This is a genomic window from Psychromonas sp. SA13A (assembly GCF_011378715.1).
GTDB lineage: Bacteria > Pseudomonadota > Gammaproteobacteria > Enterobacterales > Psychromonadaceae > Psychromonas.
In genome coordinates, this window is sequence record NZ_WTKU01000029.1 from 1 (window position 1) to 21,651 (window position 21,651).

At 37.6% G+C, this 21,651-nt stretch carries 15 protein-coding genes and 2 tRNA genes; 5 read left to right on the forward strand and 12 right to left on the reverse strand.

Annotated elements, in window-relative coordinates; genetic code table 11:
• Nucleotides 1-371: IS30 family transposase (locus GQR44_RS17895; RefSeq protein ID WP_166372315.1), on the forward strand; the 371-nt coding region annotated here is incomplete at its 5' end.
• Nucleotides 372-668: 297 nt separating this feature from the next.
• Here the strand turns inward: GQR44_RS17895 and GQR44_RS17900 are convergent.
• The 3 genes from GQR44_RS17900 to GQR44_RS17910 all read right to left on the reverse strand — a co-directional run bounded on the left by GQR44_RS17900 (nucleotide 669) and on the right by GQR44_RS17910 (nucleotide 1,763).
• Nucleotides 669-759, reverse strand: a tRNA-Ser gene (locus GQR44_RS17900).
• Nucleotides 760-929: 170 nt separating this feature from the next.
• Entirely contained in the window at nucleotides 930-1,352 is a 423-nt protein-coding gene (gene alaE, locus GQR44_RS17905; RefSeq protein ID WP_205963118.1) for an L-alanine exporter AlaE, read from the reverse strand.
• A 320-nt stretch (nucleotides 1,353-1,672) separates the two neighbouring features.
• Nucleotides 1,673-1,763, reverse strand: a tRNA-Ser gene (locus GQR44_RS17910).
• 250 nt (nucleotides 1,764-2,013) lie between these two features.
• Here GQR44_RS17910 and GQR44_RS17915 point away from each other — a divergent pair.
• Together GQR44_RS17915 and GQR44_RS17920 are read left to right on the forward strand one after the other, a co-directional pair.
• Nucleotides 2,014-3,972 (forward strand): exoribonuclease II, encoded by a 1,959-nt coding sequence (locus GQR44_RS17915; RefSeq protein ID WP_166373049.1) that lies wholly within the window; start codon nucleotides 2,014-2,016, stop codon nucleotides 3,970-3,972.
• Nucleotides 3,973-4,224: 252 nt separating this feature from the next.
• Entirely contained in the window at nucleotides 4,225-6,426 is a 2,202-nt protein-coding gene (locus GQR44_RS17920) for a YgiQ family radical SAM protein (protein WP_240923735.1), read from the forward strand.
• Nucleotides 6,427-6,615: 189 nt separating this feature from the next.
• Here the strand turns inward: GQR44_RS17920 and GQR44_RS17925 are convergent, their stop codons facing one another.
• From GQR44_RS17925 to apbC, 4 genes are all read right to left on the reverse strand, one after another.
• Nucleotides 6,616-7,293, reverse strand: coding sequence for a hypothetical protein (locus GQR44_RS17925; protein WP_166373051.1), 678 nt, complete (start codon nucleotides 7,291-7,293; stop codon nucleotides 6,616-6,618).
• Nucleotides 7,294-7,393: 100 nt separating this feature from the next.
• Complete coding sequence (recR, locus tag GQR44_RS17930) at nucleotides 7,394-7,993, reverse strand: recombination mediator RecR (protein ID WP_166373052.1); 600 nt, start codon at nucleotides 7,991-7,993, stop codon at nucleotides 7,394-7,396.
• A gap of 295 nt (nucleotides 7,994-8,288) precedes the next feature.
• Nucleotides 8,289-8,540 carry a DUF2164 domain-containing protein gene (locus GQR44_RS17935; RefSeq protein WP_166373053.1) on the reverse strand — a complete coding sequence of 84 codons (252 nt, stop codon included), beginning with the start codon at nucleotides 8,538-8,540 and terminating at the stop codon, nucleotides 8,289-8,291.
• A 46-nt stretch (nucleotides 8,541-8,586) separates the two neighbouring features.
• Nucleotides 8,587-9,672 (reverse strand): iron-sulfur cluster carrier protein ApbC, encoded by a 1,086-nt coding sequence (gene apbC / locus GQR44_RS17940; protein ID WP_166373054.1) that lies wholly within the window; start codon nucleotides 9,670-9,672, stop codon nucleotides 8,587-8,589.
• Between the two features lie 197 nt (nucleotides 9,673-9,869).
• On the opposite strand from apbC, the gene metG reads away from it, so the two are divergent.
• Entirely contained in the window at nucleotides 9,870-11,930 is a 2,061-nt protein-coding gene (metG, locus tag GQR44_RS17945; RefSeq protein WP_166373055.1) for a methionine--tRNA ligase, read from the forward strand.
• Nucleotides 11,931-12,086: 156 nt separating this feature from the next.
• Here the strand turns inward: metG and xylA are convergent, their stop codons facing one another.
• Together xylA and GQR44_RS17955 are read right to left on the reverse strand one after the other, a co-directional pair.
• Nucleotides 12,087-13,406: a xylose isomerase gene (gene xylA / locus GQR44_RS17950; RefSeq protein ID WP_166373056.1), complete on the reverse strand. Its 1,320-nt coding sequence runs from the start codon at nucleotides 13,404-13,406 to the stop codon at nucleotides 12,087-12,089.
• Between the two features lie 223 nt (nucleotides 13,407-13,629).
• Nucleotides 13,630-14,829 (reverse strand): DNA-binding transcriptional regulator, encoded by a 1,200-nt coding sequence (locus GQR44_RS17955; protein WP_166373057.1) that lies wholly within the window; start codon nucleotides 14,827-14,829, stop codon nucleotides 13,630-13,632.
• Nucleotides 14,830-15,238: 409 nt separating this feature from the next.
• Between GQR44_RS17955 and xylB the strand changes: the two genes are divergently transcribed.
• On the forward strand, nucleotides 15,239-16,690 hold the full coding sequence (gene xylB, locus GQR44_RS17960) for a xylulokinase (RefSeq protein WP_166373058.1): 1,452 nt from the start codon (nucleotides 15,239-15,241) through the stop codon (nucleotides 16,688-16,690).
• Nucleotides 16,691-17,338: 648 nt separating this feature from the next.
• Here the strand turns inward: xylB and GQR44_RS17965 are convergent.
• The 3 genes from GQR44_RS17965 to xylF are packed head-to-tail and all read right to left on the reverse strand — an operon-like array spanning nucleotide 17,339 to nucleotide 21,080.
• Nucleotides 17,339-18,514 (reverse strand): sugar ABC transporter permease, encoded by a 1,176-nt coding sequence (locus tag GQR44_RS17965; RefSeq protein ID WP_166373059.1) that lies wholly within the window; start codon nucleotides 18,512-18,514, stop codon nucleotides 17,339-17,341.
• Nucleotides 18,511-20,034, reverse strand: coding sequence for a xylose ABC transporter ATP-binding protein (locus tag GQR44_RS17970; protein ID WP_166373060.1), 1,524 nt, complete (start codon nucleotides 20,032-20,034; stop codon nucleotides 18,511-18,513). The genes GQR44_RS17965 and GQR44_RS17970 overlap by 4 nt, the downstream gene beginning before the upstream one ends.
• 53 nt (nucleotides 20,035-20,087) lie before the next feature.
• Complete coding sequence (xylF, locus tag GQR44_RS17975; protein ID WP_166373061.1) at nucleotides 20,088-21,080, reverse strand: D-xylose ABC transporter substrate-binding protein; 993 nt, start codon at nucleotides 21,078-21,080, stop codon at nucleotides 20,088-20,090.
• Nucleotides 21,081-21,651: the final 571 nt, after the last annotated feature.

Sequence of the window (21,651 nt, forward strand, 5' to 3'; positions counted from 1 at the left end):
TGCGTGTTGATGACAAATCGGCTAAATCAGTGACTGCTGCTACGATTGCTTTATTGCAACCATACAAAGGTGCGATATTTACGATCACTGCTGATAATGGTAAAGAATTTGCCTATCATGAAGTGATGACCGAATATTTAAATTGTGGTGTTTATTTTGCAGATCCTTATTGTTCGTGGCAAAGAGGTTTGAATGAAAATACGAATGGTTTGTTACGACAATATTGGCCGAAATCAACGGACTTTAAAAAAGTATCGCAATCAGAAGTTGAAGATGTAATCGTTAAATTGAATGATAGGCCAAGAAAGAAACTAAATTACAAAACGCCAGCCAAATTAATGGCTGAACATATGGTAGTTATAGCTGCTTAGTCGTTATGCACTTCAATGTTGAATCCGCCATCTAAAATCAAAAACTTAAAATCAGAAATAAGAAATCAAATATTAATCATGTGGATAGACAGAATCATTCTCTATTAACAAGAGAAAAGTACAGTGATACCCACTTTGTATATCAAGACACAATAATTTATAGACAAGAAAAGCTAATACTGAAGAACAATCAAAACCTAGAGAGCAAAAAGGCTCATCACTTTTCAGTCATGAGCCTTTTCTAGTGTTATTGAAACGAAAAAGGGCTTCTCAAATGAGAAGCCCTTTTTCTTAATGTGGCGGAGGAGGAGAGATTTGAACTCTCGGAGAGCTATTAACCCTCGCTGGTTTTCAAGACCAGTGCATTCAGCCGCTCTGCCACCCCTCCGCAGAACGAGGCGTATATTATAGAAACTGAGATAAAAGCCAAGTACTTTTTTACAATTAAAGTTCGAACGCTTAATTACCCATCAAATAGAACAAGTTTCAATCAATCACTTTATAAAAAGCAATCAATCGTTATTAATACAACTGAAACAATATTATTTATTGAAATAGTTAACATTGCTTTATCGAGGTAATTTTAAAATGACGCCTTATATATTCGAGATAAATACCAAAAGGTCGGCTCACCATCAGCATTAATAGTGAAGATGAAATAACAAGGCTAATTATTTCATTAACGTCTGCTCCTGCAATGGCTAATGTGATGATATAAATGGGCAATTGAAATGACATGAACGCTAAAGCATCGATCACTGTTTTATATAAACGAGTATTCGGTTGTGTCCATTTAAAACAGCAATCACGCCAAATTGCATAAGGCCTGGCGGTTAATACCATCATAGGTATCATGATCAAACGTGTAATAAATACTTCGCTAGGATCCATTCCTGCTATGAACAACTCAGTACAAGCGGCAATAACTGTAAAGAATATAATAGTGGCAAGAGTATCAACCATAAAACAACGCATCTTCATTATTATATTCACCTTCAATGTTAAGTGCCCTTTCAGTATTTCATCACGGGGTATATGTATTGATTCATTTTTACAGCTGTCGTTAAAAGGACTTATTTTACTCACAACAAAATACATGAGAAAAGCAGAGCACTCAACTTAGCATATAAAAATTAATGATAATTAAAAGAAGATTAGATTTTTAAGGAAGTGATTATTAAATACAGTGACAGTGGCAACAATGGAAAGTTGTAAAGATAGAAAGTGATTTATAAGGTATGGGTTATAAGGTAGTAGAAACGAAAAAGGGCTTCTCAATTGAGAAGCCCTTTTTCTTAATGTGGCGGAGGAGGAGAGATTTGAACTCTCGGAGAGCTATTAACCCTCGCTGGTTTTCAAGACCAGTGCATTCAGCCGCTCTGCCACCCCTCCGCAGAACGAGGCGTACTATATCTAGATTTAAAAAAAAGCCAAGCTTTATTTTAACATTTCTTAAAATTAGTTTTAATTTTCAACATTTGCGCACTTCAACCTTTAATTCCCCTGCAATCACCTTTACTATTCATCACTTAAGTTGAGGAAGTTTAACGAGTTATATTATTCGCTTTTATTTCAACCCTCGTTTTTCTATAAACGCCTCTTTCTCGAACATTATTATCGCTATTCACTTAAGGTTTCCAGCATGTTTCAAGACAATCCATTATTAAATCAACTTAAACAAACCATGCAGGAAAACACCCCAAAACGCACAGGGATTGTCAAAGCCTCTGACCGTGGGTTTGGTTTTTTAGAAACCGATAAAGGTAAACGCTTTTTTATTGCACCCAGTGAAATGAAAAAAGTATTACACGGTGACAAAATAACTGCCTCTATTACAGAGAATGGCGATAAGTCATCTGCACAACCTTTACAATTAAAACAAACCAACACCACAGAGTTTGTTGCTCAACTTTCTATTAAAGATAAACGTATCTCGATTAAACCTAATAATCCGTTATTACAGGGGTTCTTTAAAATTAAAGGCGCCATGCAACTTAGCAATAAAGGTTACCATGATGGTGATTGGGTGAAGGTTAAATTACTTTCTCACGCCCTTGATGGTAATGGTTTCTTAGTTGAAGTGGTTGAGAAAGTCGCTGAGCATAACGACCCATTTGCGTATCGCTTAATTGCAGTCGCTACACATCAATTACCTAATAAAGCCCCTGAATTTGATCATCCTTGGCAGGTTATCGATGCGGACCTTGAACGACAAGATTTAACAAAGATGCCTTTTTTCACTATTGACGGTGTTAACACTCAGGATATGGATGATGCATTGTACATTGAAGAAAATGAACAAGGTTGGGCACTAACCGTTGCTATCTCTGATCCTTCTGCTTACGTGCCTGAAAAGAGCGAAATGGATACGGAAGCGAAAAAACGTTCGTTTACTTTATACTTACCTAATTTTAACGTACCAATGTTACCGCGTGATTTAAGTGATAGCTTATGTTCACTGAAAGAAGGTGAAAAACGCGCGACTATCTGTTGTACCCTGCAAATTGGTAAAAGCGGTGAAATCCTAGGCGAACCTACTTTTTTTGCTGCCTGGATAAAATCTCATTATCGTCTCAATTACCATGATGTTTCGACTTATCTAGAAAACGAAACGCTAGCAGAAGGTCAATGGAAACCTAATAAAGAATTAGGGCCATTATTAAAAGTGCTTGAACAAGCGACTGAAATCCGTCATCAATGGCGTTGCGAAAATACCGTAGTGATTAAAAGCCAGCCCGATTACACTTTAAAGCTAAATAATAAAGGTGAAGTTTACGAGATTCTATGTGAACCACGCCGTACAGCGAACCGTTTAGTTGAAGAGTCAATGATTGCCGCGAATGTTTGTGCCGGTGACTTTCTTGCAAAGCATTGCCAAACGGGAGTGTTTAATGTGCATTCTGGTTTTGCTTCGGACAGATTAGAAAAAGCCGCTACTTTATTAGCGGAATATGGCATCACCGTTGAAGCTGCAACATTAGCAACGCTAGAGGGTTACATAAAGATGCGCCAAGATGTGGCGTTATTACATAATGCTTACTTAGATCATCGTTTACGCCGTTTGTTATCTTATGCAGACACAACGCCTTCCCCTGCCCCGCATTTCACTATGGGAGTCGACCATTACGCGACTTGGACATCACCGATCCGTAAATATGGAGATTTAATTAACCATCGTTTAATTAAATCAGTATTAATGCAACAAACAGCAACTGAAATTGATGCTGATATTGGTGTACACCTTAATGAAGCCCGTAAAGTACAGCGTATGGCTGAACGTGATGTGAATAATTTATTATATTGCTGCTATTTGAAAGACCAAGAGAACTCAGATTGGCGTTATAAAGCAGAAATATTTGATATCGTTAAAGCTGGTTGTCGCGTGCGTGTTCAAGAAAACGGTGCGACTTTCTTTGTACCAAGTAGCTTGCTAGGCAAATCTTCTGAAGCTAAAAAAATAGAATGTGTTCGTGAACAAGGCGTGGTTAAAGTAGCCGATCAAATTGAATTGCAATTAGGTGATGTCATTGATGTGATGCTCACGTCGGTTAAACCCGAGTCTCGTCAATTAATTGCTAAACTTGCTGAACCACTAGCTTAAACGCCTTTAATCATCTCAAAACACACTTCTAATAGTCCTCTAATCAGTTGATCTTTAAGATCAACTGATTAACGCCTTTGTTTGTTAACGACAAAAAGCGACTTTGTTAAACTCTATGGTACAATGACCCCAATTTAACATTCCAATACTAGAGATTTTTTCTTGAAGCCAATAACTCCCCACAAAGACCGCAATTTATTTTCATATCCAAAATACAAAAATAGATCTGCTAAAGCAGCTCCATTTTTACCTATGTCACGTAAAGAGATGAAACAGCTTGGCTGGGATAGTTGCGACATTATTATAGTCACAGGTGATGCTTATGTGGATCACCCTAGTTTCGGAATGGCTGTCATTGGCCGTATGCTTGAAGTACAAGGTTTCAGAGTCGGTATTATCGCTCAACCTGACTGGCATTCAAAAGATGCATTTATGGAACTAGGTAAGCCTAATTTATACTTTGGTGTGACTGCCGGTAACATGGACTCAATGATCAACCGTTATACGGCTGAAAGAAGACTAAGACATGATGATGCTTATACGCCAAATGATGAAGGCGGTAAACGTCCGGATCGTGCCGTTGCTGCTTACACACAACGTTGTAAAGAAGCTTACAAAGGTATTCCCGTTATTATTGGTGGTATTGAAGCGAGCTTACGTCGCATAGCACATTATGACTATTGGTCTGACAAAGTCCGTCAATCTGTTTTGTTCGATGCAAAAGCAGACCTATTAATTTATGGTAATGCGGAACGTCCGCTAATTGAAATTTCACACCGTATTGCACAAGGTGATGATATCAAAACCATTACCGATGTACGCGGTAGTGCTTTTCTAACTAATTCAGCCCTTCCTGGCTGGACAGGTATTGATTCACGCAGTGTTGATAAGCCAGGTAAAATAGATCCTATCTATAGCCCTTATCAAGATTTAAGTGAAAAATGTGATACGGCGAAAGATGAAAGCGATGCTGCTGATGAAGCATCTGACATCACTAAAACAGCGCAAGTTATACAAATGACCCCACATAAAGGCACGCCGCAAGAAGAGCGTGAAAAAAGATGGGAAGAGAAAGCAAAAGCTTGGTCAACGACTTATATTAATTTGCCAACTTTTGAGCAAGTGAAAGAAAATAAAATGCTGTATGCACATGCATCACGTATTTTTCACCAAGAAGTTAACCCAACCTCTGCAAAAGCATTAATGCAGAAGCATGGTAGTCGTGCTATCTGGTTAAATCCACCTGCAACCCCATTAGAAGAAAGTGAAATGGATGGTGTATTTGGTTTACCTTATGCTCGTGTTCCGCATCCAAGTTATGGCGATGCTAAAATTCCCGCTTACGATATGATAAAAACATCCATCAATATTATGCGAGGTTGTTTTGGAGGCTGTACTTTCTGTAGTATTACCGAGCATGAAGGCCGCATAATACAAAGTCGTTCGCAGGAATCAATCATCAATGAAATTGAAGACATTAAACTTAAAGTACCTGGGTTTACTGGCGTAATTTCAGACCTTGGTGGTCCAACGGCTAATATGTATAAATTACGTTGTAAGAGTGAAAAAGCCGAAGCAACTTGCCGTAAACCCTCTTGTGTATGGCCAACTATTTGTGGTCATCTCGATACTGACCATACGCCAACGATTGAGCTATATCGCGCGGCACGAAGAGTACCTGGCATTAAGAAAGTATTAATTGCATCAGGTGTTCGTTATGACTTGGCGATCCAAGATCCTGAATATGTTAAAGAACTCGCGACGCATCACGTGGGCGGATACTTGAAAATAGCGCCAGAACATACCGAAGAAGGTCCATTAAATAAAATGATGAAACCGGGTATGGGTAGCTACGATAAATTTAAAGAGCTATTTGATCATTACTCTAAATTGGCCGGTAAAAAACAATACTTGATCCCATACTTTATTTCAGCTCACCCTGGCACAACAGATATGGATATGATCAATCTAGCAATGTGGCTAAAGGAAAATGATTTTAAGTTAGATCAAGTACAAAACTTTTATCCTTCACCTTTAGCGAACGCGACGACTTTGTATCACACAGAAATTAATTCATTGCGTAATGTTAAAAGAAACAGTGAAACAGTGCCTATTCCAAAAGGAACCGTTCAACGTCGATTACATAAAGCGATACTGCGTTATCATGATCCAGATAATTGGCCAATTATTCGTGAAGCGTTAACCAAAATGGGATTAGATAAAACCTTGATTGGTAGTAAAGCAACGTGTTTAGTACCAAAAGAAACGCGTGCTGAAATTCTTAACAGAAATGCTACCAAAGCAAAAGCACCTTTAAAAGGCAATAAAGTTGCTGCAAAAAATAAAGGTAAAGTGACGAATAATAAGCGTGCGCCTAAAGCAAAATTTGGTAGTAAACCAGCAAATGGTAAGCAAGGTTTAACGCGCTTTAGTACTAACCAATTTCAAAAGTAAGCTTTGATTTTGGTATGGCGGGGTAGAAAGTAATGCTTAAGTAAAGCTTATAAATACCCTCACTATCTGCGATAAATTATCTTCGGAAAAAGCGTTAACTTTTAACTAAGTTAGCGCTTTTTTGTATCCATTATATTTATGTGATTTTCACTAAAAATTTAAAGGTTGAAGTCTTTTAAATAAACTAATTTAATCTAATTGCAGCGCGCCTGTTTGCTTCAACTTACATATTTGGTTTAAAAATGAATTAATACGATAGGGTTGAAAATGAGTGGGCATTTTATTTTCCAACGCAGGAATAGGTGCTCGATCATCACGTAGATGCTTCAATATTAAGGATAATAAAGCAGAAAGATAACGCTTAAATTCATCGCTTTGATACAGTTTATCCCAATTGATAATATATTCATTACTCACCCCTTCTATCAACTGCTCTAACTGATAGGTGTAGCGTTGAATTTCCGTATCTCCCATGCAATATTCTTTTACTAACTGCAGAAATAGATCTAAACATTCGCCACGCGGTACCAGAGTAAAAAACTCTTTTTGTTTAAGCGCGGTTTCATTACCTTTATTAGCATTAGAATTAGAATTAATGATACGAAATAGAATTTCAAACATATGCACAATAGTTCTGTCTAAAATGCGTTGCTTTGGCACTCGCTGATGTTTCATATCATCGGCAACAATTTTATAAAGCGTTAATAAATCAACCTTCTCAGCGACTTGTCGAGACAATTTATCAGCAATAGACACTGGAATACGATTGGCCAACAGCGTATTTAGTGTTGTTCTGGTGAGTGTTTCCCTTAATGCATTGTGTGCTATATCTGTACCTTCAAATGGCACATTCTTATTTGCAGACATTTTATTCCTTTAAGTGATGCAAACCTATCTTGCTGAAGCTATAACTCATAAACGGCAACCTTTAGGCCTCACTAAAGTGTAAAGCAAGACCAAACAGAGGCTATAACTTTGATCGGCCGGTAAATGAATGCGATAAGGTGGTGCTATCTACAAACTCTAGCTCTCCACCTACTGGCACGCCGTGTGCGATACGACTTACCTGAATACCATGTTTTCTGGCCATTTCTGCGATGTAATAAGCCGTTGCTTCACCTTCTACCGTAGGGTTAGTGGCTAAAATAACTTCATTAGTCTTACCCGCTTGCATCTGTTTTTCTAATAGATTCAAACCGAGCTGGTCTGGACCTATACCATCGAGTGGTGATAAGTGCCCCATTAATACAAAATACGTACCAGAGAAAAGTGCAGTTTGTTCTATCGCCACCACATCAACGGGCATTTCTACAATACAAATAGTACCGTTGTCATTGCGTTTTTGGTTGTTACAAATAGAGCAAAAATCTTCTTCGGTAAATGTACGGCACTGTTGGCAATGGCCTATCTCGGCTACCGCTCTTGCTAACATGTCACTTAACTTAAGCGCACCATTACGATTTTTATCTAATAAATGATACACCATACGCTGTGCCGACTTTGGCCCAACACTTGGTAAACATTGCAAGGCTTGCATTAACTCATCTATTAAAGGTCTACTTGACATTATCTCTTCTTCTATTTTTAAGCATTATTTAAGGTATTTTTATAAGGCACTGGGTATAAGGTTCATTTTATTAAAGTTATTCGTAACTACTCAGGCCATCGCTATTTAAGACTATTTCTTCGTTGAAAAATGCTCATTTAAACCACTAAACTGCGCTTTTTCGCCTTGAACTAAGCATAAATAGTTTAGCCCTGAGCATTGACGTTTTTATTTTGATAAAAAGCACTCAGTTTTAATGGGTGCTGAGTAGTTACAGTTATTCTACTATTGTTCTCAACATCTGATTGCAATATTTTTAGTCAAATTCAGTGACTTTTTCCAATTCATAAAATGATTCAGTAATGGTATCCAGTTTATCATCTAATAAAGCTCTAGCATCATTTAGACCCTGATTATAATAATAACTACCCACTTTTTCGGTAAAGAAATCTAACAAAAATTCAGCATCAAATTGCCCAAGATCTTGATCCAGCTCTTTTTCAAAATACTTTTGTATTTGATCTACTATTGTGGCTTTTTGTGCATTAGAAAATTTAATTTCAGCCATTTTCATTCCTCTATCAACGGGTAGATAATTTATTAATCACTTTACCTTATTTCAGCTCTGTAATTTTTATTTGCTCAATGGTCGGCTGTAAGTCTTTATATAGATTAATTGCCACCTGTTCAGCTAAGTGTAAATACGGATCAACTAGCTCAGGAAGATCACCTTTAGCTACCGTTGGCGTACCTGCATCGGTATCTTCTCGGTATCGAATATGTAATGGTAATTCACCTAAATAAGGTAAATTAAATTGTTCTGCTAATTTTCGTCCGCCACCGGTTCCAAAAATTGCTTCTTGATGGCCACATTTAACGCAGGAATAAACGCTCATGTTCTCAATTAATCCAGCGACATGTACGTCTACTTTATTAAACATGATGACCCCTTTTTGAGCATCAATTAATGCAACGTCCTGCGGGGTTGTGACTATAATTGCACTGGTAACAGGTACATTTTGCGACATTGTTAATTGAATATCGCCGGTACCCGGTGGCATATCCACAATCAAATAGTCTAATTCAGGCCAGTCCGTTTCATTCAACACTTGTTGCAAGGCTTTACTCGCCATAGGACCACGCCATACCATGGCATCTTTATCATCGATTAAAAAGCCAATGCTATTACCCACAATGCCATGAGCGCTAATTGGCGTTAATAGTTTGCCATCAGCAGAGGTCGATTTAGTTTGTTTTTTACCGATCATAGTAGGCAAAGATGGGCCATAAATATCTGCATCTAATAACCCTACTTTTGCACCATTCTTGGCCAACGAAATAGCAAGGTTAACACTGACCGTAGATTTACCCACTCCGCCTTTACCCGATGAAACGGCAATAATGTTGTTTATATTAGGATTAGTTTTGGCCACTTTTTTGTGCTCAAAGGTGGGCACTTTGTAGCTAACATTCCACACTGCAGGTTGTTTGAATAAGGTTTGTAATGAATCAGCTGTTTGTTGTTGTAAAGAAGCTAACCATTTAGGTGCATAGAAAGGTAAACGTAAATTGATTTCAGCTGAGTCTTCTTTAATAACTAATAAACGCTGCTCAATAAATTTTTTAAATATTGTTTCTTCAATTGCTTTTTCTAAACATTTTAAAACTTTTTGTTCGATAGTTTTCTTTTTAAACAGCATGATAAACCCTTAAAACTGAATTGATGAGTGAGTTTATCAAAATCATTAGATAAATCATCCTTATTAAAAATAGGCCTTAATACATACTGATACCTACTAGCTATCAAGAAACCTAGATAAGAGTGGGATTTATAATGTTTTTTGGGTAGAATTACTGGCTTAAAAAATCCGCTTAGACTTAAGGAATATCAAATAAAATGGCTAATCAAGATCGTAATATCCTTGTTACCTGCGCCCTTCCCTATGCTAATGGTCCAATCCATTTAGGGCATATGCTTGAGCACGTACAAGCTGACATCTGGGTTCGTTTCCAGCGCTTACGCGGTAATAACATTCATTTTGTTTGTGCTGATGATGCACACGGCACGGCTATCATGCTGAAAGCGCAAGAAATGGGTATCACTCCTGAGCAATTAATTGCACAAGTACAAGCTGATCATGAGAAAGATTTTGAAGGGTTTAACATCAGTTTTGATAACTACCATTCAACACATTCAGAAGAAAATAAAGCATTATCATCACAAGTTTATTTAGCATTACGTGATAACGGCTACATCACTAAAAAAGTGGTTTCGCAATTATACGACCCAGAAAAAGAGATGTTTTTACCGGATCGCTTTGTAAAAGGTACTTGCCCAAAATGTAAAGCAGAAGATCAGTACGGCGATAACTGTGATGTTTGTGGCGCTACCTATAGCCCAGCTGAAATGATTAATCCAAAATCAGTGGTTTCTAATGCAACTCCTGTGATGAAAGATACAGAAAACTTATTCTTTGATGCGCCACAATTTCAAGACATGCTTGTTGAATGGACTAAATCAGGCGCACTACAAAATGAAGTGGCTAATAAGTTAAGTGAATGGTTTGAAAGTGGCTTAAAAGCGTGGGATATCACTCGTGATGCACCTTACTTTGGCTTTGAAATCCCTGATGCACCGGGTAAATTCTTTTATGTTTGGCTAGATGCGCCGATTGGTTACATGGGTAGCTTTAAAAATCTGTGTGATCGTACCGATGGTCTTAATTTTGACGATTACTGGAAAAAAGACAGCACAGCTGAGCTTTACCATTTCATTGGTAAGGACATCATCAACTTCCACGGTTTATTCTGGCCAGCGATGTTAGAAGGTGCAGGTTTCCGTAAACCGACTGGCGTTAATGTACATGGTTATGTCAGTGTTAATGGTGAGAAAATGTCTAAATCAAAAGGCACCTTCATCAAAGCAAGTACTTATCTTGAAAACTTAGATCCTGAGTGTTTACGTTATTATTACGCTGCGAAACTAACATCTCGTGTTGATGATTTAGACTTTAACTTAGAAGACTTTGCGCAACGAGTTAACTCTGATGTGGTTAATAAGTTAGTTAACTTAGCTTCTCGTACAGCTGGCTTTATTGCTAAAAAATACGACGGTCAACTTTCTAAAGAAGTGTCTGAACCTGAGTTATACCAACAGTTTGTTGATGCCGGTGAGTCCATTTCAACGCAATTTGAAAACCGTGAATTCGCTCGCGCTATTCGTGAAATCATGGCATTGGCTGATATTGCCAATAAATACATTGATGACAAAGCACCGTGGGCATTGGCTAAAGTTGAAGGCAAAGAAGTTGAAGTGCAAGATATCTGTTCAATGGGTATTAACTTGTTCCGTGTGTTAATGACGTATTTGAAACCAATCATGCCAAAACTAACCGAGCGTAGTGAATCATTTTTAGATGAAACGTTAACTTGGGACAGCATTCAAACACCATTAGCTGGCCATAAAATTAATAAGTTTAAAGCTTTATTCCAACGCATTGATCCTAAACATGTTGAAGCTATGGTTGAATCGTCTAAAGCAAGCGCAGCTGCCGATGCAGCTGCTAAAGAAAAAGCTGCAGAAGCTACACAGGCTGCAAGTCAAAGTGAGTTAGATAAAGAACCGATTGCCGCTGAGATTGATTTTGATACTTTTGCTAAAACGGACTTACGTGTTGCTTTAATTGCTAAAGCTGAACATGTGCCTAAAGCTAATAAACTGTTAAAACTAACCTTAGACTTAGGCGGCGAAACACGTACCGTCTTTGCTGGTATTAAATCAGCTTATAACCCTGAAGATTTGGAAGGTAAATTAACAGTCATGGTGGCGAACCTTGCACCGCGTCAAATGAAATTTGGTTTGTCTGAAGGTATGGTATTAGCAGCGGGACCTGGCGGTGAAGATATTCATATTTTAAACCCAGATTCAGGTGCAAAACCTGGTCAGCGTATTATGTAGCTGCGGTGGCTCTTAGTTAATATAAAAGTGTTAATATAAAACCATTAATAATAGATCACGTTGCGCATGACTAAAGTGACTAGAAACTAAAAAGGGGCTTAATCAATTGATTAAGCCCCTTTTTTATTATGATTTTATTGATAAAAATATTTAAAGCTACTTAAAAACAAAACCGTTTACCACATTTTCTAAGTATTCTTGAGCACCAGACACAGGGGTTGGTTGAAAATCACTTTTAGCCGCATGCTCAGCTAATGCAGAGAGTGAAAGTTTACCACTTAAAATATCTTTGCCCATTTGGTCATTCCAACCAGCATAACGATTAGCGATATTTTTACCTAAAATATCATTTTCGATCATACCCGCTGCGCGCTCTAATGAAGCAGCCATTACATCCATTCCACCAATATGGCCGTGGAAAAGGTCAGCACCATCAATTGATGGACGACGAACACGTGAGTCAAAGTTGAAACCACCCGTTGTAAAGCCACCCGCTTTAAGAATTTCGTACATAACTAACGTATTCTCTTCAACACTATTTGGGAATTGGTCAGTATCCCAGCCTAGTTGAGGGTCACCTCGGTTAGCATCAACTGAGCCAAATAAACCTAATGATGTCGCTGTTGCGATTTCATGTTGGAAGCTATGGCCTGCTAACGTGGCATGATTAGCTTCGATGTTGACTTTAATCTCATTTTCAAGCCCGTACTGCTTTAAGAAACCATAAACAGTTGCCGTATCATAATCATATTGATGTTTAGTAGGCTCTTGAGGTTTTGGCTCGATTAAAATAGCACCTTTAAAACCTATTTTATGCTTATGTTCAACAACCATCTGCATCATTCGGCCCAACTGCTCACGCTCTTGGCGCAAATCAGTATTTAATAGTGTTTCGTAACCTTCTCGACCTCCCCACAATACATAGTTATCACCACCTAGGCGTTGTGTTGCACCCATTGCATTAAATATTTGAGTAGCGGCATAAGCAAACACTTCAGGGTTTGGATTGGTAGCAGCACCGTTCATATAACGTGGGTTAGAGAACGCATTTGCAGTCCCCCAAAGAAGTTTTAGGCCAGTCTCAGCTTGTTTCGCTTCTAATACATCAACCATTTCAGCAAAGTTATTTTGGTATTCTTTTAGCGAATTACCCTCTGGTGCAATATCAGTATCGTGAAAACAGTAATAGGGTACGCTTAATTTTTTAAAGAATTCAAAAGCAGCATCTGCTTTCATTTTTGCCATGTCCATTGCATTACCCGGTTTGTGCCAAGGTCTGTCAAAGGTACCGGCACCAAAAACATCTGAACCAGGCCAACAAAAGTTATGCCAGTAACAAGCGGCAAAACGTAAATGGTCTTTCATTGGTTTGCCAAGAATAATTTTTTCTGCATCGTAGTGGCGGAATGCGAGTGGATTTGTTGAGGTTGTACCTTCAAACTTTATTGGAGAAACACTTTTAAAAAATTCAGTCATAATAATGATTCCATTGGTTGATTAAGAAAGATGTTATTTAAACTCACCTCATCTTTTTCTTTTTCTGCAATTCATTCAATTATGATATTTGTTAGCTCTATTCACTGATTTAACTAACGTGGCAAACCTCACACTTATTTTTTTATTTTTTGATGATTTATGTGAATACAACCAACTATTATTAATATTATAGGTTACCAATAAGGCATATTGCTTAAACATTTTACTCAAGCAGATTTATCATACGGTACTCTTTTGGTGTCATCTCAATGTCTTTTTTAAAAACGGTATACATATATTGAAGCGATGGATATCCACATAAATCTGGAATTTCAGCAATAGCAATGGTGGTAGAATAGAGAAGTTGGCAAGCTCGTTTAAGCTTAGCATTGTGAATTTCTTGGTGTACCGAGTGCCCTCTTTCATCCTTAAAACGTGACTCTAAATTTGAACGAGAAATTCTTAAATGATCTAACACTTGATCAACTTTAATGCCGTTATAAGCGTTATTACGAATATAATGCATCGCTCTAATAACCAGAGGATCGTTAATCGCCTGAAAATCACTACTCTGGCGCTCAAAAACTTTTGAAGCAGGTATAATTATACGCGGTAACTGCGCTAGTTGATGATCAACTGATAAAGTATTATCTACTGGTGTTACTAATTTTTGATGCAGCATTTTAGCCGCAGCATATCCCATCGCTTTACACCCTTGTCCCACAGAGCTCAATGACACTCTGGTGAGATAACGTGTTAACTCTTCATTATCAATACCTATGATCGCAATCTTATCTGGCACCATTAACTCCAAGTGTTCGCATACTTGTAATAAGTGCCTTGCTCGCGCATCGGTTACCGCAATAATACCAACTGGTGTTGGTAATCTTTGTAACCAGTCAGCTAAACGGTTCATATCATATTGCCAGCTTTCTGCAGTCGTTATATTTCCTCTATAAACGGAACCTGAATAGTTTTCTCTAGTGAGCATACTTTTAAATGCTTTTTCTCTTTCAGCCGCCCATCGATTAGTAGGCCCATCGGGTAAGCTATAAAATGCAAAATGCTCTAACCCTTTATCCATTAAGTGCAGAAAAGCGGTTTCGACTAAATTTTTATTATCGGTACCGATATATGGCACATTAGGGTAGTCTTTTTCATTTTCATAGGAACCACCTACCCCTACTACCGGAATATTTAGAGTAGAAACAAGTGACTTAATGTCAGGATCATCCAAGTCTGCAATAATGCCGTCTCCAACCCAGTCTTTGATTTTAGCTAAATTTGTACAAAAATTTTCTTCAAAGAAAATATCCCAATCACATTGCGTCGCTTGTAGGTATTCACCAACCCCCTTAATAACCTGACGGTCGTAAGCTTTGTTGGCATTAAATAAAAGGGCAATTCGATAATTTTTTTTCATAACACTCTACTCAGGGAATCGATGGCACAATAAAAACATGCATTTATAACGTTCAAACAATCTCTTTAAAGTAAATATCAAGGATGTTTTTTGCATTTTAAATAAATCAAAAGTTAAAATATTCAACAATAAAAAAACAGTAAAATTAAAGTAAAACAATAAGTTAAGAATCAATCATTTTTTAACTGTAACCTAGTGTTGTACCATAGCTCTATTTAAACAGTATCATTTACTATGCAATTTGTGAGCTATCACTCAATCAACAAATCAGAGAATCGTACTATTAAAAATCATAATTGTTATCGTAAATAATAAGCATCAAAATAACGCCATTAATGGTCATTGACTTAAATAAACGGTTATATAAATTGAATTAACCCTCATTCTTTATTTGTAAAAGGAATATTACATGTTCATTGGTATCGATCTCGGTACATCTGGGGTAAAAGTAATTTTGCTCGATGTAAATGATGTTATTTTAGCAACAAAATCGGTCGCGATCTCAGTATCACGCCCTTTCCCTTTGTGGTCAGAACAAGATCCAGAATCTTGGTGGACGGCCACAGACCAAGCAATTAAAGCATTAGCCTCTGAACATGACTTATCAAAGGTACAAAGTATCGGTATTGCAGGTCAAATGCATGGAGCGACATTATTAGACAAAGACTCAAATATATTAAGGCCTGCTATTTTATGGAATGATGGGCGTTCTGAAAAAGAGTGCCTTGAAATTGAGCAATTAGTACCAAATAGTCGAGACATTACGGGCAATATTATGATGCCGGGTTTCACGGCTCCAAAATTAAAATGGATACAAAAACACGAACCGGAATGTTTTTCAAAAGTTGCAAAGGTGTTGTTACCTAAAGATTATTTAAACTTCCGATTAACAGGCGATTTTGTATCGGACATGTCCGATGCCGCCGGCACCATGTGGTTAAATGTAGGTAAAAGAGATTGGGATGAGCAATTGCTTGCGGCAACGGGTTTATCACGTGACAACATGCCTAGATTATTTGAAGGAAATCAAGTCACTGGGCATTTATCGAATGTCATTGCTCAGCGATGGGGAATGGGCAACGTTCCTGTTGTAGCTGGTGCAGGCGATAATGCAGCAGGTGCAATTGGTGTTGGTATCATCAAACCTGGACAAGCTATGTTGTCATTAGGAACTTCTGGCGTTTATTTCGCTGTTACTAATGGTTTTACACCCAACCCTGAGTCTGCATTACATAGTTTTTGTCATGCATTGCCTTCTACTTGGCACTCTATGTCAGTTATTTTAAGTGCGGCATCTTGCTTGAACTGGGTTGCTGAATTAACAGGAGCAGCCGATGTTGCAAGCCTATTAGCAGAAGTTGAGAATGATGCAAATCCAACGTCAGAAGTGATTTTTTTACCCTATTTATCAGGCGAGCGCACACCACATAATAATGCCAATGCTAAAGGTGTGTTCTTTGGCATGACACATGAAACTAAAAGAGCGGAATTAGGTAAAGCAGTGTTAGAGGGCGTGGCTTTTGCTTTGGCAGACGGTCTTGATGCTTTACATGCCACAGGTGTAGATCCTGAGGAAATATCCTTGATCGGCGGCGGAGCACAAAGTCCCTATTGGCGTCAAATGTTAGCGGATATATTTAATAGAAAACTAGCTTATCGTTCTGGTGGAGAAGTGGGTCCTGCATTAGGGGCTGCTCGCCTTGCTCATTTAGGGGTGACAAAAGATAAAACAGTATCTGAAATATGCCCTGTTCCAACATTAGTTCAAATGCACTTACCTGATAGCAGCAAACACCTCGCCTATGTCGCTAAACGAGAAAAATTTCAAAAGCTGTATGTGCAATTAAAAGATCTTTTTTAAATTAGAATAACCATAAACCAATACCCATCTTATCAACAATGCCAGTAATAGCTTACTGGCATTGTTGCATCTGAATGTTCCTTTTTAATCCCCCGTATTTGTAGAGAATTGTAGCGCAGTGCAATAGAGACGAATCAATACCAACACTCTTAAGTGATGAAATTTGCTCCTTTCACAATAACGCATTCTGCATCTCCAGAATCAGGTAATGGTTGAAATAAATCCCACAATATCTTGTGTAATGCATTTATGATTTGAATCTAAGCAAGGATTTGAGCGGCATAATTATGGTATTAATAGTCTAGGATCAGTTGCCCTTTGAATGTTATTTTCGCTGAATTAATGACTGTTTAGGGAAGGTTAAGCTTATCTGTTTTGTTATTAGGACGTCTTTATTCAACACTTATATTCGCATAATAGCTCAAAATTTATTAGGGAGAATTCATTCTAAACAGCAAAGATCCACAACAACTAAACATTTCAAGTCTTATTAATCTCTGTACTGTAATACTTTAGTTAAATATTGTAGTTAGACACTGCAATTAATCACTATAGTTAATCATTGCGCTCCAATAAATGATTGATACAAAAAAGCCCAAAGTTCAATTAGTACCTTGGGCTTGATAATAATAGTGCTTTGGTTAAATCCTAACCTCTATGCTTACTTGCACTATCCATCCAAACAGCTAATAACAATACCCCACCTTTTACTATGTATTGCCAAAAAGTAGGGACATCCATCATACTCATCCCATTATCCAGCGATGCCATGATAAAGGCGCCAATCACCGCACCGATAACAGTACCTACGCCACCAGCCATACTTGCACCACCAATAACACAAGCAGCAATTGCATCTAGCTCTGCTATATTACCTGCAGATGGAGAACCAGCACCTAAACGAGAACTCAGAATCAAAGCAGATATCGCCACTAAAAACCCATTCATTGCATAAACAGATAATTTAGTTTTTTCTACATTAATACCGGATAAACGACTCGCCTCAATATTGCCACCAATCGCATAGATTCTGCGTCCAAACCGAGATTTAGCCGCGATAAAAGAGCCCACTAAAGCAAAAAATATAAGTAATAAAACTGGTGTAGGCACACCACGATAATCATTAAGTAAAACAATTGCGACTAATACTGCCACTGCAATTAAGGTGTTTTTTGTTAATGCGCTTTGAGTACTAGGTACAGATAATTGATATTTTTTGCGTAAACCATTACGTTTTTTCTGCCATCCAAAATATCCTGCTAAACAACCTACACCGATCATTAAACTGACCATATCTGGTAAGTAACTCTGACCAATTACACTCATATCATCCGATATAGGCGCAACGGTTGTACCATCTGTGATGCCAATTAAAATACCACGAAACGCTAAGTAACCTGCTAGTGTAACAATGAAGGAAGGTACTTTTCTGTACGCAACCCACCAGCCATTCCACGCGCCTAATACAACACCAGCAAATAACGTAATAATAATAGTTAGTGGTAACGGCAAGCCAAACCATACATCTAAAATGGCGGCAATACCCCCTAATAAACCCATTAGAGAACCAACAGATAAATCAATCTCACCACTAATAATAACAAAGACCATTCCAATCGCTAAAATACCTGTAATGGCAGTTTGTCTTAACAGGTTAGAGATATTTCTCGGCGTTAAATAACTCCACTCAGTCATAATACTAAAAAATAGCATAATAAAGACAATCGCTGCGGCCATCACAACTAGCTGTATATTTACATTTTTAAACCTATCTTTAATACTTACACTTGCAGTGTTTTTAGTGTCATTTGCTTGCTTTATCATGCTACAACTCCTTCGGATAACGCACAATTCATGATTATTTCTTGGGATAAGTTCTCATTGACTAAGTTCCCTTTAATGATGCCTTCATGCATCACTAAAACACGGTCACTGATACCAAGTACTTCTGGCAGTTCTGATGAAACCATAATGATGCTCAACCCGGTTTTCACTAGCTCAAACATGAGTTTATAAATTTCATATTTAGCGCCCACGTCGATACCACGTGTTGGTTCATCTAATATTAAAATACTTGGGGTAACCATTAAAAATCTAGCCAAAATGGCTTTTTGTTGATTACCACCGGATAAACTACTAATCGGTATTTCTGTATTGGGTGTTTTTACCGTTAGTCTTTTTGCGCTATCTGCAACCTTATTTGCTTCCAAAGTATCATTTACTATTCCAGCTGATGTAAACTGATCAAGAGCAGCTAGTGACATATTTTTACCAACAGACATAATAGGTACAATACCGTTGCGTTTGCGATCTTCCGGTACCATTGCAATGCCAGCAACTAAAGCATCTCGACTACTTGCTGTTTTAATTTCTTGGCCATTTAAAAAATATTTCCCTTCGTGTTTACCTTGATAACAACCATACAAACATTCCATTAACTCTGTGCGGCCGGCACCAACTAAACCTGAAACCCCAAGGATTTCTCCTTTACGCAGTTCAAAACTGGCATTTCTTACTTTTGGTATCGCTGAATTAGCTTTATCCCATGCATTAACATTTTTAACTTCGAGAATAACCTCTCCAATATCATGCTCTTCACGTGGGAATAGTTGCTTCATTTCTCGACCAACCATCATTGTCACAATATCGTCGGTTGTCATATCCGCTGCTTCCCGTGTACCAATAGGAACACCGTCTCGAATGACACATATTTTGTCTGAAATATTCTTCACTTCGCTTAGCTTATGAGAGATATAAATACAGCTCACGCCAGAGTCTCGTAACTCGGTGACCAGATTTAATAAAATTTCTGTTTCAGATTCAGTTAAAGGAGCAGTAGGCTCATCTAACACTAATAATTTGGCATTTTTAGACAATGCCTTTGCTATTTCTACTAATTGTTGTTGACCAACACCTAAGTCACCCACTTTGGTTTCTGGGGAAACAGAGAGTCTTACTTTTTTAAGTAATATTTCGGCTTCATAATGCATTAACTCAAAATCCATAATGCCAAATTTACATAATTCAGAGCCAAGAAATAGGTTTTCAAGAATACTTAATTCTTTAACTAAAGTGAGCTCCTGATGAATAATGCCAATACCTAATTGTTCAGTGTCAGAGATATTTCTAGGTTCTAATTTTTTACCTTTATAAATAATTTCACCTTCATATGAGCCATGAGGGTAAATACCACAAAGTACTTTCATTAATGTAGACTTGCCAGAACCATTCTCTCCGCATAAAGATAAAACTTCGCCTTTATTTAAGCTGATACTGACGCCATCTAACGCTTTAACAGGACCAAAACATTTAACGATATTGTTCATTTCCAATAATGGATGCATAAAAATCACTCCTTATAAGTAGCGCTAAACTGATGCTTAGCGCTGACAAATTCTTATTGGTAAACGTCTTTTTCAGAATGGAAGCCATCTGCAACGATAGTTTCTTTAATGTTTTTAGCATCAACCGCAATTGGGCTTAATAACCATGAAGGGACATCTTTCATACCATTATTTAACTCTGCATTTTTTTCAGGTTCTTTCCCGTTACCTAAAACAACAGCAATTTCAGCCGCATGTGTTGCTAATGCAACGATAGGTTTATAAACAGTCATCGTCTGTGTACCAGCGATAATACGACGTATAGCTGCTAAATCTGCATCTTGACCTGAAATTGTAACTTTGCCTGCAAGACCTTGTGCTTCAAGTGCTTGAATTGCACCGCCTGCTGTTGCGTCATTTGATGCAACCACTACATCGATGTTGTTGTTGTTCGCAGTTAATGCATTTTCCATTATTTTTAATGCGTTTTCTGCTAACCAATAATTAACCCATTGATCACCAACAATTTCGATATCACCAGCATCGATTTTAGGTTGAAGAATGTTCATTTGTCCTTTACGGAACAGTTTTGCATTACTATCGGTTGGCGCGCCACCCATTAAGAAATAACGACCTGAAGGTTTCGCTGCAACCATCGCTGTTGCTTGCATTTCACCTACAATTTCATTATCAAATGACAAGTAAAAATCGATATCCGCATTGCTAATCAAGCGATCATAAGCAAGTACTTTGATCCCATCAATTTTAGCTTCTTTGATTACGTTAGAAAGTACCTCACCGTTTGTAGGAATAATCACTAGTACATCAACGCCTCGTGAAATCATATTTTCGATTTGAGATATTTGAGTTTGTTCGTTTCCGTTAGCAGATTGAACATAAACTTTAGCGCCTTGTTTTTCTGCAGCTGCAACAAAAATATCTCTATCTTTCTGCCAACGTTCCAATCTAAGGTCATCAATTACCATCCCTATTTTTAAAGATTTAGCAAAAATAGGAGTGCTAATTGTCATCAAAACTACGCATAGTAGGGTTATGAATTTTTTCATTATAATGTCCTTTAATAATGTAATTTTTTGTTAAGGTGTATACCCGTTACCAATCAAGATGCAAAGTTCAGCAGGTTGTGAGGTGAGTAGCTTCTAGGCAGAAAGTTGAAGATCTAACTAGTTCAATCAATACTTTCTAACAACGAAGATACTTGCCTCACAACTTGCCCTACGGGTCGTTAGTTCGAAAAGCAATTCAGCGTTGCAACATTCGATAAGGACTAGCCATTGTCATCATGTTGCGTCTTGCCTTGCTGTCCGAACTAACGACTGAATAAAGCATCTCGATTAGTAACGGGTATATTCACATTCAGTGAATGGTTAGACATTAACGTTAGAATTAAAGGAAATCTTTTCAGTAATTTCATAATCTCTTTGTCATTTTTTGTTTTTTCAATTAACTGTGATCGTAAGCATGCAAGACATTTTTCAATCAATTAAAGCGCTGAGAGACGCATCACAAAGTTAATGCTTTTACCTCTAAACTAATATTGATTGATAAAAAAGCTGAGTATATGAAACAGAATAATGTCAACGGAGAGCAAAAAGACAAACGAGAAAGAAGTTTTAA

What these genes read in the sequence shown, in the direction of transcription:
- alaE (WP_205963118.1), bottom strand. Translation starts at nt 1,352, where the DNA reads ATGAAGATGCGTTGTTTTATGGTTGATACTCTTGCCACTATTATATTC.
- GQR44_RS17915 (WP_166373049.1), top strand. Translation starts at nt 2,014, where the DNA reads ATGTTTCAAGACAATCCATTATTAAATCAACTTAAACAAACCATGCAG.
- GQR44_RS17920 (WP_240923735.1), top strand. Translation starts at nt 4,225, where the DNA reads ATGTCACGTAAAGAGATGAAACAGCTTGGCTGGGATAGTTGCGACATT.
- GQR44_RS17925 (WP_166373051.1), bottom strand. Translation starts at nt 7,293, where the DNA reads ATGTCTGCAAATAAGAATGTGCCATTTGAAGGTACAGATATAGCACAC.
- recR (WP_166373052.1), bottom strand. Translation starts at nt 7,993, where the DNA reads ATGTCAAGTAGACCTTTAATAGATGAGTTAATGCAAGCCTTGCAATGT.
- GQR44_RS17935 (WP_166373053.1), bottom strand. Translation starts at nt 8,540, where the DNA reads ATGGCTGAAATTAAATTTTCTAATGCACAAAAAGCCACAATAGTAGAT.
- apbC (WP_166373054.1), bottom strand. Translation starts at nt 9,672, where the DNA reads ATGCTGTTTAAAAAGAAAACTATCGAACAAAAAGTTTTAAAATGTTTA.
- metG (WP_166373055.1), top strand. Translation starts at nt 9,870, where the DNA reads ATGGCTAATCAAGATCGTAATATCCTTGTTACCTGCGCCCTTCCCTAT.
- xylA (WP_166373056.1), bottom strand. Translation starts at nt 13,406, where the DNA reads ATGACTGAATTTTTTAAAAGTGTTTCTCCAATAAAGTTTGAAGGTACA.
- GQR44_RS17955 (WP_166373057.1), bottom strand. Translation starts at nt 14,829, where the DNA reads ATGAAAAAAAATTATCGAATTGCCCTTTTATTTAATGCCAACAAAGCT.
- xylB (WP_166373058.1), top strand. Translation starts at nt 15,239, where the DNA reads ATGTTCATTGGTATCGATCTCGGTACATCTGGGGTAAAAGTAATTTTG.
- GQR44_RS17965 (WP_166373059.1), bottom strand. Translation starts at nt 18,514, where the DNA reads ATGATAAAGCAAGCAAATGACACTAAAAACACTGCAAGTGTAAGTATT.
- GQR44_RS17970 (WP_166373060.1), bottom strand. Translation starts at nt 20,034, where the DNA reads ATGCATCCATTATTGGAAATGAACAATATCGTTAAATGTTTTGGTCCT.
- xylF (WP_166373061.1), bottom strand. Translation starts at nt 21,080, where the DNA reads ATGAAAAAATTCATAACCCTACTATGCGTAGTTTTGATGACAATTAGC.